At 50.4% G+C, this 18208-nt stretch carries 15 protein-coding genes; 4 read left to right on the top strand and 11 right to left on the bottom strand.

The window, feature by feature from the left end; all coding sequences use genetic code 11:
• The first annotated feature begins 171 nt into the window (after nt 1-171).
• Nucleotides 172-939, top strand: a complete 768-nt coding sequence (locus tag HFN16_RS13365) for a transporter substrate-binding domain-containing protein (RefSeq protein WP_168891231.1) — start codon at nt 172-174, stop codon at nt 937-939.
• A gap of 55 nt (nt 940-994) precedes the next feature.
• Here HFN16_RS13365 and HFN16_RS13360 read toward each other — a convergent pair whose 3' ends face one another.
• From HFN16_RS13360 to HFN16_RS13350, 3 genes are all read right to left on the bottom strand, one after another.
• Complete coding sequence (locus tag HFN16_RS13360; RefSeq protein WP_168891230.1) at nt 995-1543, bottom strand: hypothetical protein; 549 nt, start codon at nt 1541-1543, stop codon at nt 995-997.
• Nucleotides 1544-1836: 293 nt separating this feature from the next.
• Entirely contained in the window at nt 1837-2355 is a 519-nt protein-coding gene (locus HFN16_RS13355; RefSeq protein ID WP_168891229.1) for a hypothetical protein, read from the bottom strand.
• A gap of 101 nt (nt 2356-2456) precedes the next feature.
• A complete protein-coding gene (locus tag HFN16_RS13350) occupies nt 2457-4208 on the bottom strand; it encodes a chloride channel protein (protein WP_168891228.1) in 1752 nt (583 codons plus the stop codon).
• A 185-nt stretch (nt 4209-4393) separates the two neighbouring features.
• Here HFN16_RS13350 and HFN16_RS13345 point away from each other — a divergent pair, with 185 nt between their 5' ends.
• Both HFN16_RS13345 and HFN16_RS13340 read left to right on the top strand, forming a co-directional pair.
• The gene (locus tag HFN16_RS13345; protein WP_168891227.1) at nt 4394-4918 is read left to right on the top strand and encodes a hypothetical protein; all 525 of its coding nucleotides are present in this window, start codon (nt 4394-4396) and stop codon (nt 4916-4918) included.
• A gap of 12 nt (nt 4919-4930) precedes the next feature.
• Nucleotides 4931-6244 (top strand): L-serine ammonia-lyase, iron-sulfur-dependent, subunit alpha, encoded by a 1314-nt coding sequence (locus HFN16_RS13340; protein WP_168891226.1) that lies wholly within the window; start codon nt 4931-4933, stop codon nt 6242-6244.
• An 83-nt stretch (nt 6245-6327) separates the two neighbouring features.
• On the opposite strand, the gene mnmA is transcribed toward HFN16_RS13340, so the two are convergent.
• Complete coding sequence (gene mnmA / locus HFN16_RS13335; protein ID WP_168891225.1) at nt 6328-7356, bottom strand: tRNA 2-thiouridine(34) synthase MnmA; 1029 nt, start codon at nt 7354-7356, stop codon at nt 6328-6330.
• Nucleotides 7357-7483: 127 nt separating this feature from the next.
• On the opposite strand from mnmA, the gene HFN16_RS13330 reads away from it, so the two are divergent.
• A complete protein-coding gene (locus tag HFN16_RS13330) occupies nt 7484-9223 on the top strand; it encodes a C69 family dipeptidase (protein ID WP_210772193.1) in 1740 nt (579 codons plus the stop codon).
• A gap of 79 nt (nt 9224-9302) precedes the next feature.
• Here HFN16_RS13330 and gatA read toward each other — a convergent pair whose 3' ends face one another.
• From gatA to HFN16_RS13295, 7 genes are all read right to left on the bottom strand, one after another.
• Nucleotides 9303-10760: an Asp-tRNA(Asn)/Glu-tRNA(Gln) amidotransferase subunit GatA gene (gene gatA / locus HFN16_RS13325; protein WP_168891224.1), complete on the bottom strand. Its 1458-nt coding sequence runs from the start codon at nt 10758-10760 to the stop codon at nt 9303-9305.
• A gap of 23 nt (nt 10761-10783) precedes the next feature.
• Nucleotides 10784-11068, bottom strand: a complete 285-nt coding sequence (gene gatC / locus HFN16_RS13320; RefSeq protein ID WP_168891223.1) for an Asp-tRNA(Asn)/Glu-tRNA(Gln) amidotransferase subunit GatC — start codon at nt 11066-11068, stop codon at nt 10784-10786.
• Between the two features lie 80 nt (nt 11069-11148).
• Entirely contained in the window at nt 11149-13179 is a 2031-nt protein-coding gene (locus tag HFN16_RS13315; protein WP_168891222.1) for a hypothetical protein, read from the bottom strand.
• A gap of 264 nt (nt 13180-13443) precedes the next feature.
• Complete coding sequence (gene dnaK / locus HFN16_RS13310; protein ID WP_168891221.1) at nt 13444-15372, bottom strand: molecular chaperone DnaK; 1929 nt, start codon at nt 15370-15372, stop codon at nt 13444-13446.
• Nucleotides 15373-15487: 115 nt separating this feature from the next.
• Nucleotides 15488-16114, bottom strand: coding sequence for a nucleotide exchange factor GrpE (locus tag HFN16_RS13305; RefSeq protein ID WP_168891220.1), 627 nt, complete (start codon nt 16112-16114; stop codon nt 15488-15490).
• A 200-nt stretch (nt 16115-16314) separates the two neighbouring features.
• A complete protein-coding gene (locus HFN16_RS13300; protein ID WP_168891219.1) occupies nt 16315-16653 on the bottom strand; it encodes a hypothetical protein in 339 nt (112 codons plus the stop codon).
• A complete protein-coding gene (locus HFN16_RS13295; protein WP_168891218.1) occupies nt 16625-18115 on the bottom strand; it encodes a tetratricopeptide repeat protein in 1491 nt (496 codons plus the stop codon). The genes HFN16_RS13300 and HFN16_RS13295 overlap by 29 nt, the downstream gene beginning before the upstream one ends.
• Nucleotides 18116-18208: the final 93 nt, after the last annotated feature.

Below are 18208 nucleotides of genomic sequence, written 5' to 3'. Positions count from 1 at the left end.
TACTTCCATACTAAAATCAAAAGGCGTCTCTGCAAGGAGACGCCTTTTTTTATGACGTCACTTTACACAAATTAATACAACACGTAGTCTTTGTTCTAACTATCCACTTTTGTCTGGATAGACATTTCTACAGCAGAGACAAGTGTAAAAAACGGAGAAGGAGGAGATAAGATGAAAAGCCTGATTATTTTGGCAGCCTCCATCGTACTCACGTTCAGCATCGCACGAGCAGACGATACTCAACTCGACTTCGTAACAATCACATGGGAGCCATACGCAGGAGAAATTATTCCCGGATACGGGATCGCCTCAACCATCATCTCGAAGGCATGCGCCAGAGTTGGTCTGACTGCCAAATTCCACTTTCTGCCATGGACCCGGGCCATGGATGAGACCAAGGCGGGCGACTTCGACGCTCTCTACAATGCTTATTACAGCCCACAAAGGGATGAGGATTATGGTGTGTCAGAATGCTATTTCCAAACGATCCTCACCCTCTGCACCAAATCTAGCAATAGCATTGATTATGACGGCACTACACAAAGTCTTCACAAGTATCGACTGGGAGTGGTCAGGGGCTTCGTCAATACAAAGGCGATTGACAGCGACAAGGAACTGAACAAAGACGAAGCAGAAAACGACGTTTTGAACTTACGCAAGCTCCTGCATGACCGAGTAGATCTGATTGTCATCGACAAATACCAGGCACTTCATCTAGTCAAAAACAGCCCGATAATTGAAGCAGACATGGCCGACATTCGCTTCATTTATCCAGCGCTAGAGCAAAAATCATTGCACGTAATGTTTTCAAAAAACAGAACTGGATGGCAACAAAAGCTGGAGCTTTTCAATAAAGGTCTCAAAGAAATCAAAAAAGACGGCACACTCAAGGCCATACTACTCTCTTACGGTTTTCCAACACAACCAATGGAAGAATAGAAAGACAGAAAGAAAATCGGGAAGCCTTGATTGTAGACTTCCCGATTTTTTCCAATCAGCCCATAGGCTGAAATACCGTTTGAGGTGTTCCCTCCACTGCCTCAAGACGGACTGCAGCCAAACGCCGCTTTTCCAACATCTTAAGCACCGGATCGATTTGCGCCCCTAACATATAGGCAGGAATCGAAACGGTATTACCGCTACTCAGCCAAGCCAAAGAGTATAGCAAGCGCCCTACTCCTGATGGAAACCTCGCACGCGCGGCCTTGTTAATCTCTACACGCAAAGTTCTCGCCCCCGGGATACCGCCTTGACGAAACGCAAGGACCTCGCCAAACCGCACCATGGCATACCCAAAAGGGGTGTAGACCGAAAAACGATCATCCAGCACCTTGAGCATCGGTTGTCTGGTGGCGGCTGCCACGGTTTTTAGAACATTGATAGTAAATGCCACCATACAAAAAAGCATGACGGCCATTTGCAGTCCTTTATCATTAAAATTAAGGAATGCAGCAACAGCCAACCCAACGAAAACAGCGGAACGCACTACGCAACTGCGCACACTACGTTCATTGGGATAGATTTGAATAGGAACGTACAACATAGGTGTACCTCGTTCGGTAATAAGTCCAGCGAACAGAACCGTCCGCTCCCGAAACCAGGCACTCCTCCCGCTGGCCCAATCGGCCGAGTCCTGAACACAACTTAAGAATGGAATGGACGACGCCATCCCCTGAATAAGAAACGCATGAAGGCGGCGCACGAAGCAGTCGTACGCGCTGTGTACGCATAGGTAGGAATTGAATAACAGACATTGTGCTCCTCCAGATAGTTGGAGGAAGCAGCCTTGAGCAAGGTGACTAACTATAGATCAGAGACGCAGAAATCGCAACAAGCCTAGTGGACGGCCCGCCCTTCAGGTTCGTGAGTGAAAAATCCGCTATGTTGAGGCATTTCAAGCGCCATCAAACCTTCAAAGGAAAGGCCGGGGCCACACCAAAGACTTCCTGTCGGTTTAAACTGACGAGCAAGACGTTTGGCATGATCCAAGGCGGTAGATATCTGCTGAAGGTAGTCTTCCTTGGTGAAATGGAATTCAGCATCATGCGCCCAGTCAGGCTTTGGTTCATTGGGAGGCCAGGAAATGGGATTTTTCAACCGCCAAATCACTTTTTCTGGAGTATGAGACACCATCACACCATCATCGATTCCCTGACAGGCAGGATTTCCACAGTCACAGGTGTAGATGAACGTCTCTCCCGACATGGTTGCTGAATTTACTAACGCCACCGGGTCAACGTAGACATTAACCTCATGCAGATACTGCCCGTCCACAGACAGGTTGAAATCGATATAGGCATCATCCGGATATTTCTCATCCAGAGAAAGGGTGGCGGTAATCCTGATTTCGTTCATTCAGCTAATTCCTTGCGTGATTTGCCGCATGGGTGCGGCTGACGGCACGCCATTAGCATATTACCCAGCGCACGACAACGACTAGCCACAGCCCCTCCTTGCTAGTCAGGCTTAAGAATCTCGTCCTTGATCAGAGCTGAGTTGTAGGCCGCGTTGATATCGGATTCAGTCAAGGTGCCAACCAACTTACGACCAGAACCGGAAGAGAGTACCGGCAATTGAGATACGCCGCGTTCGGTGATTCTATCCAAAGCATCCTGCAAAGTATCATCCGTAGAAACCACCACCAGATCACGAGTCGAAAGATCATGAGCAATAATCAATTGGAACAACTCCTCTTCATCCAGCACAGTTCTTATGTCACGAAAAGAGATAATGCCCGTTAATTTCTCTTCCTGATCGATCACATGTAAATAAGAAGCGTTCTGAGTCTTAAATGTCCAGATGATCTGTTCCAACGGCATGGACTCTGGAATGGAAACCACATTGCGACTCATGACCTCCTTCACCATGATGTGCTCAAGTAAATGTCGATCCCGGCCGGCCTCAATATCAATACCTCGACGCAACAGCTTGGTCGTATAAATGGAAGCCCGCCGTATTGTCGAATTCATAACCGTAGCGGTGATACATGTGAGCATCAGCGGCAGGATAATCGAATATGTACCCGACATTTCAAAAATGATCAGAATAGCAGTAATGGGAGCATATGTAGTTCCAGCAACCACACCGCCCATGGCAACAAGAGCATAGGCTCCGGGCAAAGCAGTCTGCCCCGGCAACAACGTGTGCAATACAAGGCCAAAAGCGCCACCGGTCATGGCCCCCATAAATAACGAAGGCGCAAAGATTCCGCCCGACCCTCCTGACCCTAGTGTTATGGACGAAGCTAAAATCTTTACAAATATGAGCACGAACAACAGCTTTAACTCCATCGAGTTGTTCAGCGCCTGATTCATTGCACCATAGCCTACACCAAACACCTCGGGGAAAATGGCAAAAACACAGCCGAGCAGTGCACCACCGATAGCAGGCTTAATCCAGTCCCTGATAGGAATGGCCTCAAACCAGTCCTCGAACTTGTACAGAATCTTGGTAAATGCCAACGCCACAAAACCTGTAATCACACCAAGAATAGGGTAAAAACAGAACTCCCAAAGTGAGACGATGGAGTAGGCAGGAATTTGAAAATGTGGAAAGTCACCGAAATAATATCGAGAAATGGTAGTAGCCGTGACCGACGACAATACAACGGGCGAGAATTGCATGACGCCGAAGTCACCAATAATGATTTCAAGGGCAAACAACACACCTGCAATAGGAGCATTGAAAGTAGCGGCAATTCCTGCTGCTGCGCCACACCCCACCATAGTCCGCATGTGAACACTCGGCACTTTGAAGAGTTGCCCCACGGACGACCCAATGGACGAGCCGATCTGAACCATGGGCCCTTCACGGCCGACCGAGCCACCAGAACCTATGGTAACGGCAGAAGCAAAAATTTTGGCAGCCGCCACTCTTTTCCGGATACGTCCTCCTCTGAGAGCGATTGCCTGAATAACCTCTGGCACTCCATGACCTTTTGCCTCACTGGCAAAATAGCTGACCACTAGTCCGACGACCACCCCGCCAACAGTAGGCATTACGATCTTCATCCACAACGGTATCTCGTCTGCAAACAAAAGCATATCACCGGAATGATGGTAGAAGATCCACTGCATGCTTTTCAGAACATATTTGAAAAGTACAGCACCATACCCAGCAAGAACGCCGATAAGAATGGCGAGGAACAGGTACTGAACATTGGGCCGCTTGAGACGCTCGAACAGGGGTTGGCCTGTCGTGTCGGGCATGGAAACTCCAGGGTTCGCGTTACGCACCGTGTTGACAATGGATGCGCCCGATATATTTCACCGTATTAACAACATACCCCGACTCGCTATTCCGTGCAACGAGAAGACGGAAAACTTGAGTCAATGCGTGAAAAAAGGTACTCAGACCGTCCCTATAGTAAACGAACCTTTTCAGGAGACTATACATGCCCAAATACTCAATCAATCCGCTTAAGCCCATGCCGGAATTCGACATTATGTACTTCATGGAAATTGCTGGTGAAAGCCGCATTCCTCAAGACATCATGGACGACTTCCAACCTTTCTGGGACAAATGGTCCCGCGAAAACCTCAAGGCCTACGAACTGGAGAACTCCGAAGGTGAAGGCAAATTCCTGCTTATTTTCCTTGATGAAGATGCCGAAGCTTCCATCGAGGGCATCTGGCAAGACTCGCCGACTCACGGTCTCTGGTTCCACGCTCTGGCTATCACCATGGTCATGAGTTCCGCTCAGGGTTTCGTACCGGAACTGCAGGATGGCAACTGCGCTCCTCTTCCCCGTCCGGGCGAAGGCGTACAGGGTGCATTCGCCGAACTGGGGCTCACTTGGAACGAAGAAGGTACCGTCAACCGCAAATACGCTGTTCTGACCCCCTACCCCTACACGGGCGGCTGTGAAATATGCTACATGAGTGAGACTTGTCCCAAGTCCACCGTCAAAAAACAGTAGCGAGGTAGCACCATGACCTTTACGGCCAAAGACGTTCTGAACCTTCAGGTTGCTCCAGCACTCGGGTGTACCGAGCCCGTGGCCATCGCTCTCGGCGCAGCAGCGGCAATGTCCCTGCTCCCCGGAGGCGATTTCGATTCCATTGAGCTGTCGTTAGACCCCAACGTATACAAGAACGCCCTTGCCGTTTCCATTCCCGGCACAAGTGGTCTGTCCGGTCTGGACATGGCCGCCGCACTTGGTGCAGTGGGAGGCGATGCAGACTTACGCCTTGAGGTACTAGCCTCTATCACTGACGATCATGTCAAAGAGGCCAAACAGCTCATCGCCGACAAGAAGGTCACGGTTCACCTCCTCAAGGAGCAGCGTGGTCTCCTCGTTAAGAATGTCATCAAATCCGGCAACGACGTGGCCGAATGTATCATCGAAGGTCTGCACGATAATATCGCATCCATGACCCTCAACGGTGCTGCTGTTGAAAGCCCCCTGCTGGCCGAACCGACCGAACAAGGCGAAAGCCCTGTAGCGGCCATGGAAGCATGGCTCAAGTCTCTCTCTCTGACCGACCTCATGGCAATGACCGATGAGTTGGATCAGGAAGATCTCGACTTCCTTCGTGAAGGTGTGGACGTTAACATGAGATTGGCAGATCAAGGCCTCAAGTATGGCCTTGGCCTCGGCGTTGGCAAAACTCTGGAACGATTGGTTCGCCAGGGGCTGATCAAAAAGGACATGATCCTCGCAGCCCGCATCCTGACGTCTGGCGCATCCGATGCACGCATGTCCGGCGCACCGCTGCCCGCCATGTCTTCTGCCGGGTCTGGCAATCATGGTCTCACCGCTATTCTGCCTATCTGGGCTGTGAAAGATTACGTGGAAGTGGACGACAAGACGGTTCTCGAAGCAATTGCTCTCTCCCATATAGTCACCGCATACGTTAAAGCGCACACCGGCCGTCTTTCCGCAATCTGTGGGTGTTCTGTAGCCGCAGGCGCAGGCGCCACAGCAGGTATCACTTTCCTGCTCGGCGGTGATGCACGCCATATCGCTGGTGCGATCAAAAACCTGCTTGAAGACCTGGCAGGTATCATTTGTGATGGCGCCAAAGCGGGCTGTGCTCTCAAGCTGGCCACCGCAGCAGGCACTGCTGTTCAGGCCGCACTCTTCTCGCTTCATGGCGTGAACGTGCACCACACCGACGGTATCATCGGCACCTCTTCCGAGGACACCATGCGCAACATCGGCACACTTGCTACCGATGGAATGATCGAGACCGATCAAACGATCCTCGACATCATGCTGCGAAAGCAGTTCTCAGACGTATAGTCAACGCTACTATTTACACAGAAAAAGAAAGCCCCCTTGAACGCATATGTTCAAGGGGGCTTTCTTAAGTAAAAAAATCTTCTTTACAAAATCACTCCACCACCAAGGACTGTACCATCTTCTGTGTAAACTGCAGCCACCTGTCCGGGAGTCGGACGAGTGTGGGGCTCAATAAAATGGAAATGAAGTTTGCCATCTCGCATTTCCACATTGGAAGGCTTGGCTTTCTGACGATACCGGGTTTGGACCATGACTGTTTCAGGCCAAAGAGAAGGATCAGCCATTAGGTTCACTTGGGCAGCCACACAACCATCAGCACTCAACTGATCCTTGGTGCCTACGATGAGAGTATTCCGCTCAACGTCCTTATCAAGAACATACAAAGCTTCCTTCCACGCAATGCCGAGTCCGCGCCGTTGCCCTTGAGTATGGCGCCATAATCCCTTGTGTTTGCCCACAACAGTGCCATCTGTAAGAACCGCTTTACCACCACCGGACATTTTTTCATTGGCGAGCAGAAAAGCCTGGTAGTCATCCTTTGGCACGAAGCAAATCTCCTGACTCTCGCTGGGGATAGGCGGTTCAAGATCGTGTTCGGCTAAAATATCAAGGACATCCCTTTTGAATGTCTCCGCCAACGGGAAATGGGCCTTGCGCAAAGTTTCTATAGGAACAAGAGAAAGAAAGTAGCTCTGGTCTTTGGACAAGTCAGTACCACGAACGAGCATAGATCCAAGCCCTTCGCGCTCCTCCATACGGACGTAATGCCCGGTAGCGATCTCATTCGCCCCCAGCTTCTGCATGGCATCAAAGAGAACACCAAACTTCATGCGCGGATTGCACACGGCGCACGGATTAGGGGTCAAACCGGCCTTGTAATCAGCGATGAAAGGCTTCACCACCTGACGGTTGAACTCCTCATGCAAATCCAAGGCATGAAAAGGTACGCCCATTTTTTTGCAAACGGCATCCAAGCCCGTTGCAACCTTCTCCCACTCCGGCCCGGGCTGAAGAAAGTGTCCATGCACGGCCACGACGTCATGCCCCTGTTCCTTCAGCAGCACTAAAGAAAGCAGGCTATCCATACCACCGCTGACGCCTACGCCGATCATATTATTCGCTCCTGTTGTTTCATGAGGTCACCTTAAAGGAGCGTGGCATTTAAGAAAAGGGTTTATAACGTACATCGGGTGTGAATATGATATGCTCAGTTATTCCTTTCAATCATAGGAGCAAAGCATGAATAACCGACACAGCCATATCTGCGCCTTAGTTCTGATCATGACACTGATCTCGCCCCAGGCCTTAGCCTGCACCACCATGATCATCACTCCGGGGGCCAGCGCTGACAATTCAATGATGGTGACCCATTCCGACGATGATGAACTAGGCGACCAAAGAATCATTTTTGTTCCGGCAAAACAGCAAACTGGCTCTCGAAAAATCTATTCCGACTCAATGAGCTATCCCCGAATCATTACTGATGACCGTGGTCCCGGTTACGCAACCGAAGGTGACCCAACCAAACCACTGGCTATGATCCCATATGACGAAATATGGGACCTTCTGGGACGCAAACAGGAAACGTCCTTCGCATACTTCGATGGCAACTACGGCATCATGAATGAAGCAAACCTGATGATAGGGGAATGCACAAACGGAGCGAATTATGAGCCTAGACCAGTTCCTCAACGTACGTCCAAGCAGCCCCAACGCATTTTCTATAGTTCTGAACTATCCCGTATCGCATTAGAGAACTGTGCCACTGCACGTGAAGCCGTAAAACTCATGGGAGCGCTCCTGGATAAATACGGATACTTCTCCACAGGTGAAACACTCTTGGTTGGTGATGAAAATGAAGCATGGGTCTTTGAAATGTGTGCTCTTCCAGACAAGAAATATCACTCTGCGTGGGTAGCCAAACGAGTCCCGGACGGCGATTACTTCGTGGCTGCCAACACATTTCGTATCCGCGATGTGATCAAGAACGATCCTGACAACTTTCAATATTCGAAACTTCTCATTCCGGGCCTCAAAAAACTGGGCTGGTGGGATGAAAAAAAACAAGGCCCTGTGGATTGGCTTCGAGCTGTCAGCCCGGGAGAGTACAACCACCCTTATTACTCCCTGCGTCGCATATGGCGGGCTATGGACCGCGTCAATCCTGACCTCGGCCTGTCTCCTTGGGTGAAGGATACCTATACTCGAGCCTACCCATTCTCCATCCGGCCACGCGCCAAGCTTTCTGTTAAGGACGTGTTTTCCCTCTACCGCGACCACTATGAGGGTACGCAATTTGACCTGACCAAGGGCATCGCAGCCGGTCCTTATGGAGATCCACACCGTTTCGTTGGCCCTTACGACGGCAATCAGAATAATGTCACTAAAGAGAAGAAATATTACGGAGCATGGGAGCGGGCCATTTCCGTTTTCTATCAAGGATACACGTACGTTTGCCAAACACGTCCGAAAGCTCCTGAGTCCACCAAGGGAGTTCTCTGGTTTGGACCGGATGTATCTTATACGACGGTATTTACGCCCTTCTTCTCCAAGATGCTGCAACTCCCCAAACCTTATCAAAAAGGTGACCCACAAAGATTCGACCCAGCATCAGCCTGGTGGCATTTCGATCTACTAGGTAATTGGTCACGCCTTAACTTCCAGCGCATGACCCGTGTGGATATCCAACCTATTCAGCAAGAATTGGAAGACAAAGCAGTCCGCGGCGTAGAAGCAATGGATATGGTGGTAGCTGACAAAACTCCTAAGCAAGCAAAAGAACTCATCACGGAATTCGGATACAACAACGCCAAGAAGGTACTGGATCGTTGGCGCGATCTAACCTTTACTCTCTTTGCCAAATACTCTGATGGATACATCAATTTGCCGGAGAAGGAAGCCACTCCTATTGGATACCCTGCGACGTGGCTAAAAGAAACCAATTACTGGAATGGACCAACAACATACGACATGAAGTAAACAATCAAATTACAATAATAAAGGCTGGTTGCAAATCGACATTTGCAACCAGCCTTTAATTAAATCTTTCAACTGTAATTTACAGTGCCGCCATGGGCATGGGATCAAGATGACGCTCCAGACATTCGGCGATGGACAGCATCTTGTCTTCGCAGAATGCAGGTCCCATGAACTGAAGACCAACAGGCATACCGGAGTCCTTACCAAGACCAACCGGTAAACTCATACCGGGCAGTCCTGCCAGGTTGCAGGAGATGGTGAAGATATCCATCAGGTACATCTGCAACGGGTCAGCCTTGTCGCCAGCCTTAAAGGCAGTGGTCGGACAAACAGGACCGGCAATCAAATCGCACTGCTCGAAAGCTTTGTCGAAGTCTTCACGCAACAAGCGACGGACCTTGGCCGCCTTGTTGTAGTAGGCGTCGTAGTAACCGGAGGAAAGTACGTAGGTACCCATGATGATACGACGCTGAACCTCATCGCCGAACCCTTCAGTACGGCTGGAGGTGTACATGTCGACCAGTTCCTCGGCATCTTTATTACGATGGCCAAATCGAACGCCGTCAAAACGAGACAGGTTGGAGGAAGCCTCGGCCATGGCGATGATGTAATAGGTAGCGATAGCGTAGTCAGTCAGGGAAAGCTTCACAGGAACAGTCTTAGCACCCAGGGCTTCCATCTTTGCGACAGCAGCCTTACAAGCTTCTTCGACTTCAGTGTCGAGGCCCTCACCCCAATACTCTTCGGGCAGACCAATAGTCACACCATTCAGATCTTCACGACCAAGAGCGGCGAGGTAGTCCGGCACTTCAACATCCACAGAGGTGGAATCCTTGGGATCGTGTCCGGCGATAACCTGCAGCACCCGAGCGGAGTCTTCAACGCTTCGAGTCATGGGACCGATCTGGTCCAAAGATGAACCGTATGCGATCAAACCAAAACGAGACACACGACCATAGGTGGGCTTGAGTCCAACAATACCACAAAATGAAGCAGGCAGACGGATAGAGCCACCGGTATCGGTACCAAGAGCTGCATAGCACTGACCGGCAGCAACGGTTGCACCGGAGCCACCGGAAGACCCGCCAGGGACACGATCGGTATCCCACGGATTCGCGGTCTGCATGAAAGCAGAGTTCTCAGTGGAAGAACCCATTGCAAACTCGTCCATGTTGGACTTTCCGATAATTACGGCACCAGCTTCTTTCAGCTTTGCCACGGCGGTACCATCATAAAAAGGTACGAAATCTTCAAGAATCTTGGATGCGCAAGTGGTCTTGGTGCCTTTGGTTGCCAACAGGTCCTTGAGAACGATGGGCACACCCCAGAGAGGCTTGTTGGCATCGGGGCCAGCTGCATCCAGAGTTTCAGCCTCTTTCATGGCCTCTTCACCCATTACGGTGATAAGAGCCTTTACCTGTGGCTCAGTAGCCTCAATGCGGCTCAGGCAGTCTTTGACAGCCTCGGCCACCTTCACTTCTCCGGACTGGAGCAGTCCAGCCATTTCGGAGAGGGTTTTCATATACAGATCAGACATGAATATATCCTGGAATTAGCGAGTTAGACGATTCTCGGAACAATGAAGAATTGGCCGTCCTGCTTGGGGGCGTTTGAAAGCACCTCTTCGCGGCTGTACTCCTTACGGACCTCATCCTTGCGCAGCACAGTGGTATGCTTCACCGGGCTGAACATGGGCTCAACGTTCTCCGTGTCCAGTTCACCCAGCTTGTCCATGTAATCGAGGATGTCGCCGAGCTGTCCGGCGAACAATTCCAGTTTGTCCTGCGGCAGATCGAGGCGCGAAAGCTTCGCAACCTTTGCCACTTCTTCGGGACTAATTTTCATTATGATACTCCTTGCGGGATTGCCTTCGACGTCACGCCAAATGGGAGTCAAGGCTTCTCTCTATTCAACTAAACGACAAACTAGAAAATGCTATTTTCCTGTTTGGCTTTTTCTTCTTCCATACGCTTTTCATAGGCCTCCACACGCTTTTCACGGCGGGCTTTGGCACGAACTACGCGGGCAGTAATCTTGTCAGCGTTCACCAACTGCTTTCCGTTGCGAACCGGACTGAAGAGAAACAACTCCTGACTGCCCACACCAGATTCATCCCAAGTCATGGGAGCCATGCTGAAATCCATATCCTGTGCGGCAGCGATGCGCTTATTAACCTCATCCGCATCCCACTTGGAAGGCATGGCTCCTAACTTCCCAGCAAAACGGAGAAAGTCATAGCCAAGTGCCACCCAAAAGTCAGCGTGTCCCAGACCTTCCTCGGTCAGAGCACTCTGAAGGGTACGGCCTCCTTCGCTATACTCCCACCACGCACCTGGGCAAACAGCGAGACGGTAGTAATGTTCATCAATGTCCTTCGCGCTATCCAAAGCTCGGCTCCACAGTCCGGGACCAAGAAAGACCAACTGGTCTCCTTCGTAGAAAAAGAAGTTGGGCAGCAGAGTCTGGGCCTGATTCCAGCCGTCGGGAAGGAAGACTGCACCAAAATCGGGCTGCTTCAAAGGAGCATCTTTGTTCTCGCTAAAATCAGCCGGAACTTTGAGCAGCTTACCAACCCGCTTACCCCATTTCTTGAGATCGCGGGAAGGATAAGACTGCATCCCCTTGATGCGGCCACCCAAAGGATAGGCTTCACGATAGAAAGTCTCTGCCATGGTGCGGCCGAACTTCTCTTCAGGGTAGAAAATTGCCAAATCCTTAATATTCAACTCGTTCACAGCCAGCTTGACCAAGCTACGGACCTCATCATTACGGCTGGTGAAGAAACGCCATGCATCTTTACCTTCTTCCAGATCTCCAAGAGTGGCGAGAAATGTGAAAAACGCACGTTGATCCAGCACTCGATCGCCAGGGGCAGCAGACTCATATAATTTCTTAAACGCATTAACTCGCAAAGGACCACCCACAACAGAGTAGTGACCGGGCAATTCAGCCAAACGCTTATCCCACCCCGTAACCTCAGTGTTAATGACGCGCATGTCGATGTCTATGCCTTCCTGAGCAAGACGCCATTGAGCGAGTCCGGCCCCACGCAAAATCTTAACGCCAACTTTTGCGTAAGGACCAGTAATAGGCAAGGCCAGAGCAAGTCCGATACGCGGCAAGCCGTACTCTTCTTCCAGCTCGGCGAGCTTATTTTCCAGAGGAGCAATGTCGGCCAAGTCTGCGTTGGCAGAAAGGTTACGCAGATTGCGCCATGCGGCAGACCACTGTTCTTTATCAGAGGCAAGTCGGACTTCCTTTTCAAAGCCAACCAAAGCATAGGGGAAGCGCCACAGGTTCTCGGCAGTCACCTGCTCGGCCAACGTGGTAACGATTTTGTCGCTATCCAAGCTTATCTGCTGAAGAAAGGCCTGCTCCATCCCCATACGGGAAGCGCGATCCGGAGCCTGCTTGTAAAAACCATCCAAGACGTCCAAGGCACGCTCATAGTCACCCTTCTCCATGAAGTAACCATTGAACCACTTGGCTACTTCCACACGGGTTCCCCACGGAACGGCCTTGTTTTCCAACACCCACTTGAGATGATTCTGAAGTCGCTCGGTCTTGCCCAACACGTTCATGGTGTTGAGATATGTCCGCTCCCACATGGGATTGTTCAGAGCAGCAGAATCGAGATTGGCCCATTTTTCCAAAGCGATACGGGCCTGATGATAATGCTTGTTCTGATAAGAAGCTTCGGCCAATCGGGTATAGATGATCGGCAACTCGCTTTTGACGAGATCCTGTCGCTCTAAAAGCTTACTGTAGTAGAGTTCGGCAGCCTCGTAATGCTTACTGTTCCATGCAGCATCAGCCTCGACTAACAGATTAGGAGTGGACAACATGTCCACACTCTTCAGAGTAGGTTGTTTCGGAGCACAACCCCATGCAAACATGATGAGAAAAGACATAAGCGCAGCGAGGCGCAGGAAATCATATCGTTTTTGTCGGCGCATTGTAGTCTCGTATAAGCAGTCTTGGCAGCCAGGAATAATCAGACAGGAACCTGCCTGACGGCAAAACCAAATGATTTCGCCTACGGCAGAAGGGCTCACACCCTTAGAACCTTCTTTGCACCATTGGTGCGGGCATATCAATAAGCACCCTACAATTGCACAACAACAGGGATGCTTCTCTTCGTTTCCCCAAAAGAAAACCCGGCCCGTATAATACGGGCCGGGTAATCCTATACTTCTCTTGGCTTGCTAACGCAAGTTGCTTTACTTGACTTCGGTGTAGTCGGCATCGACCACATCGTCGTCATCTTTGGCAGCACCTGCGCCAGCATCAGCACCAGCTGCGCCTGCGGCACCAGCGGCACCCATGTCGGGGCCTGCGCCTTCTGCAGACTGCTGTGCGTACAGCTGTTCAGCCAGCTTATGGGAAGACTGAGCCAATTCTTCGGTCTTGGCCTTAATCTCGTCGAGATCATCAGTCTCGAGAGCCTTCTTCAAGGTCTCGATCTTGCCTTCGATATCAGCCTTCAGTTCGGCGTCAACCTTGTCACCGAGGTCACGCAGGGACTTCTCGGAGGTGTAAACAAGGGTGTCAGCCTGATTGCGAGCTTCAATGAGCTCCTGCTTCTTCTTATCGTCGTCAGCATGGGCCTCGGCGTCCTTAACCATCTGATCGATTTCCTCATCGGAAAGACCGGAGGAAGCAGTGATCTGGATGGACTGTTCACGGCCAGTACCCATGTCTTTAGCGTTAACGTGAACGATACCGTTGGCGTCGATGTCGAAGGAGACTTCGATCTGCGGGACACCACGAGGTGCCGGCGGCAGACCGGTCAGCTCGAAGTTACCGAGCAGCTTGTTGTCTGCAGACATCGGACGCTCACCCTGGAAGACACGGATGGACACGGAGGGCTGGTTGTCAGCCGCAGTGGTGAACACCTGAGACTTCTTGGTCGGGATGGTGGTGTTCCGGTCGATGAGACGAGTCATCACTCCACCCATGGTTTCGATACCGAGGGACAGCGGAGTAACATCGAGGAGCAGAACGTCCTTAACATCACCAGCCAGGATACCACCCTGAATGGCTGCGCCCATGGACACAACTTCATCCGGGTTCACGGAGCGGTTGGGCTCCTTGCCGAAGAAGGCCTTAACCTTCTCCTGAACCAGAGGCATGCGGGTCATACCACCAACGAGGACAACTTCGTCGATGTCGGCAGCAGACAGACCGGCGTCCTTGAGGGCCTTCTTGCACGGTTCAACGGTTCGGTCGACCAGATCTTCGACGAGCTTCTCGAGCTTGCCACGGCTGATCTTGACCATCATGTGCTTAGGACCGTTCTGGTCAGCGGTAATGAACGGCAGGTTGACCTCGGATTCCATAGAGGAGGACAGCTCGTGCTTAGCCTTCTCTGCGGCTTCCTTCAGACGCTGCAGGGCCATGCGGTCCTGAGACAGGTCAATGCCGTTTTCCTTTTTAAATTCATCCACGAGGTATTCGATAATACGATGGTCGAAGTCCTCACCGCCGAGGAAAGTGTCGCCGTTGGTGGCGCGAACTTCCACGACATTATCGCCAACTTCCAGGATGGAGATATCGAAGGTACCACCACCGAGATCGAAGACAGCGATCTTCTCGTTGGCTTTCTTATCGAAGCCGTAAGCCAGAGAAGCTGCAGTAGGTTCGTTGATGATACGCTTCACTTCCAGACCAGCGATCTTGCCTGCGTCTTTGGTGGCCTGACGCTGAGAGTCGTTGAAGTAAGCAGGAACGGTGATAACTGCTTCGGTGACGGTTTCACCGAGGTAGGTCTCAGCATCCTTCTTCAACTTCTGCAACACCATGGCGGAGACTTCCGGCGGAGAATATTTCTTGCCGTCGATCTGCACCCATGCATCGTCGCCGTTACCGCCAACGATTTCGTACGGGCAGTGCTCCTTCCATTTTTTTACTTCAGGAGCATTGATGTTGCGACCCATCATGCGCTTGATGGCGAAGACGGTCTTTTCGGGATTGGTGACGGACTGGCGCTTGGCGATGTCGCCGACCAGACGTTCCTTATCAGTGAAAGCTACCACGGACGGGGTGGTACGACCACCTTCCGGGTTGGTGATGCACTTGGGGTCTTTACCCTCCATCACATAAACACAGGAGTTGGTGGTACCCAGATCGATACCGATAATTTTACCCATGTGTGAGTCCTCCTAATTCAATATTGAAATTTTCGCTTAACGCGTATGTTTTTCGTTCTTTCTTCAATAATCACGGGTTGAGCCTTGTAAAGGGCCGCACCCCAAAAAAATGTGTTTAGGCCTTGTTAACCATAACCTTGGCCGGACGAAGCAGGCGGCCTTTAAGGGTGTAACCACCCTGCACTACCTGCGTGATCTGGTTGTCATCGAGATCACCCTCTTCAGCAGTGCCTACGGCTTCATGGATTTCCGGATTAAACTCCATACCGCGTGCAGCTTCAACCACCACCAAGCCGTGATTCTTAACCGCATCCAGAAACAGTTTGCGGGTCATATCCACACCGATGACGAAGTTGTTACAAGCAGCATCCAGACCGTCAGTGTGAGCCAAAGCGAGATCCAGATTGTCGAGAATGGGAAGCAGGTCGGCCAGAATGGACTCGCCAGCATACTTCTTCATTTCCTCTGTTTCACGCAGCAAACGCTTCTTAACATTCTCAGCATCAGCCAGCGCGCGAAGACGGATAGCTTCTGCTTCTTTATGAACGTCACATTCGGGACAAACCGATTCACGACACAGGGCCTCAAGCTCTTCCTGACTCAGGGAGACTTCAGCTTCCTCTTCGATCTCCACCTCTTCGGTCACGGCTTCTTCAGCACTCTCTTCGGCTTCGCCAAACAGCTTGCCTTCGTCGTCGTACAATCCGTTGATGGGAACTTCAGTATTCTTGTTCTTCGCCATTCTCGTTTATTTCCTTACAAAGCACAGATTTGATCGTAAAAAAGCCCCGCCTTAAGCGAGGCTTGGATCACAAATAAGCATGGTGTTTGGGTTGTCAATGGATTCATGTGCAAGAAATCCACACAAATTTGCACTACGATAAAACATTCTTAAGGGAGCCATTCAATGTGAATGTTCGAATGCCTCATAATTAAGTATTGTCAGACTAGATCTTGCTCCTCAAGCCAACTCCGAAGGGCCTCAGGGGTCTCGCGAAACAGTGTTTCGAATTGCAGGCCAACGGTACGTTTATAAACCCACCGCACTTTGCCTACATCCCCCCGAAAAAGAGCTCTTGGGCCTGAGAGAATATCTCCCAACGCCACAAGATCGTCGACTTCAAGCAAATCTGGCATCTCGTCAGCCAAAGGCCATTCGATCTCTGCACTGTCCAGCCCGATACTGCGAACAATACAATAAGTAGAGACCCGCTTGGCAATCATGGAGCAGATCATGGCGGCGACCAATTCTTCACGCTGATATGTTTTCTGTGTTTCCATCGTATCCAGCCTGTCTCAACAATTCACTACATCCTGGGTAATTCGGGTCCAAAGAACGACAATGGGCCAGACAACGCAGGGCTTCCTTCTTTTTATCTCCCTTAACGAATATTTCCCCCATGCGAAGGGCCATGGCAGCTCTTCCTTTATATATCTCAGGATTAATCGACAGAGCTGTCAGCAACCGCTGCGCACTATCTTTGAAATGCTCGCCTTCCGCATAGGCCAGCGCCATATTGTATTGAATATTTTCGTCCTTGGGGGAATGCCGTGCCGCCTCGGCATAAGCCTCGATCGCTTCTTTCCATAACCCCTGCTTTCTCAAAGAAATACCAAGACGATTATAGATGGTCATTGCCAACCCACTCTTGGAACTTTTGATGAAATCCAAAGATTGCCGATAATATTTTGCGGCCATCTTGGGGTCATGCTTGGCAGCCATCTCAGCAATGTCGATTGACATTTCTCCTACAACTGCAAGAGCTTCCTGCTTGGCAGAAGAAATAGCATTGTCAAAATACTTCTCAGCGGTCAGCGAATCGCCCTGATCAAAATACAACTCAGCAATCTTGATTTTACGATTGCAATTAAGAGGAGAAAGACGATCAAGTTTGGTGAGATATTTGAGTGCTTCAGGCTTATTATCATCTTCAGCATGCATCATGACAATGCGCTGGAGAGGTTCAAGAAAATTCTTCGAGTTTCTCTCGGCCTTTTCATATGCGTGCAGAGCTTCCTGACGCTTTGCGAGCCCCTTCTTCGCATCACCGTACACAACCATTGCTGCGGCATTTTTGGGCCATCTAGATAGTACCTTCTCGGAAACAGCAAGCGCTTCTTCAAACCGATTTCTACGTATATGCTCACGCCCCTCTTCAACAAGAGCATCAGCCTCTCGCTGCGGCTTAAGCATGAAGGCAATCTTGGTGATAATCGCGTTAACGCTGGAGGGCTTTTTCAGGAAAGAGTCAGCTCCATCTTCAAAAAATTGAAAAAGACGATCGCGACTAAGCTCTCGAGACAAAACAGCGAGCTTGATATTTTTGAAAGATGCACGAATGAAACGAAGGTAAGAGAGTGTTAGCTCTCCATCAATCGAATGCTCCATGAAAATGCAAGGGGTGACTTTTTTATCATGAAAATACTGAACCAACTCCGAAGCGCGAGTTAGGCTTGAAACCACCTGAACATACTCAGACTCTATCCTAAGGTCGTGCACAATGGCATTTTTGAATGTCTGATAGAAATTTTTATCACGTGTTATCAGGATGAATACACCGGGCTGATCCACGAAATCATAGACAACATCACCATATTTATGCGTGACCTCGTCATCGGTTCGCACCACATAGAGGCTCTTGGTCTCGGACTTTTTCTTGGCCTCGAGATCCTTCAACTCTGTCTGGCAACTCTTAATAACATAGAGGCTCTTACTATTACGGGTCCTTTGTCGCTTGACCATCGTCTACCTCTTTTGAACTCACGCCTGACTATTATTCCACAATACGTAGTTAAGTACGGACCTCATTCAATAATCAACGCCACAACAGAACCA

The organism is Pseudodesulfovibrio sp. zrk46, assembly GCF_012516435.1.
GTDB lineage: Bacteria > Desulfobacterota > Desulfovibrionia > Desulfovibrionales > Desulfovibrionaceae > Pseudodesulfovibrio.
The sequence above is the reverse complement of the archived record's forward strand: the minus strand, read 5'-3'. Positions and strand labels throughout refer to the sequence as shown.

Bases quoted from the DNA above. Each gene is read 5' to 3' on its own strand.
- HFN16_RS13305 (WP_168891220.1), bottom strand. From the start codon at position 16,114: ATGGCGAAGAACAAGAATACTGAAGTTCCCATCAACGGATTGTACGAC.
- HFN16_RS13340 (WP_168891226.1), top strand. From the start codon at position 4,931: ATGACCTTTACGGCCAAAGACGTTCTGAACCTTCAGGTTGCTCCAGCA.
- HFN16_RS13315 (WP_168891222.1), bottom strand. From the start codon at position 13,179: ATGCGCCGACAAAAACGATATGATTTCCTGCGCCTCGCTGCGCTTATG.
- HFN16_RS13345 (WP_168891227.1), top strand. From the start codon at position 4,394: ATGCCCAAATACTCAATCAATCCGCTTAAGCCCATGCCGGAATTCGAC.
- HFN16_RS13295 (WP_168891218.1), bottom strand. From the start codon at position 18,115: ATGGTCAAGCGACAAAGGACCCGTAATAGTAAGAGCCTCTATGTTATT.
- HFN16_RS13355 (WP_168891229.1), bottom strand. From the start codon at position 2,355: ATGAACGAAATCAGGATTACCGCCACCCTTTCTCTGGATGAGAAATAT.
- HFN16_RS13330 (WP_210772193.1), top strand. From the start codon at position 7,484: ATGAATAACCGACACAGCCATATCTGCGCCTTAGTTCTGATCATGACA.
- HFN16_RS13365 (WP_168891231.1), top strand. From the start codon at position 172: ATGAAAAGCCTGATTATTTTGGCAGCCTCCATCGTACTCACGTTCAGC.
- HFN16_RS13360 (WP_168891230.1), bottom strand. From the start codon at position 1,543: ATGTTGTACGTTCCTATTCAAATCTATCCCAATGAACGTAGTGTGCGC.
- mnmA (WP_168891225.1), bottom strand. From the start codon at position 7,356: ATGATCGGCGTAGGCGTCAGCGGTGGTATGGATAGCCTGCTTTCTTTA.
- HFN16_RS13350 (WP_168891228.1), bottom strand. From the start codon at position 4,208: ATGCCCGACACGACAGGCCAACCCCTGTTCGAGCGTCTCAAGCGGCCC.
- gatC (WP_168891223.1), bottom strand. From the start codon at position 11,068: ATGAAAATTAGTCCCGAAGAAGTGGCAAAGGTTGCGAAGCTTTCGCGC.
- HFN16_RS13300 (WP_168891219.1), bottom strand. From the start codon at position 16,653: ATGGAAACACAGAAAACATATCAGCGTGAAGAATTGGTCGCCGCCATG.
- gatA (WP_168891224.1), bottom strand. From the start codon at position 10,760: ATGTCTGATCTGTATATGAAAACCCTCTCCGAAATGGCTGGACTGCTC.
- dnaK (WP_168891221.1), bottom strand. From the start codon at position 15,372: ATGGGTAAAATTATCGGTATCGATCTGGGTACCACCAACTCCTGTGTT.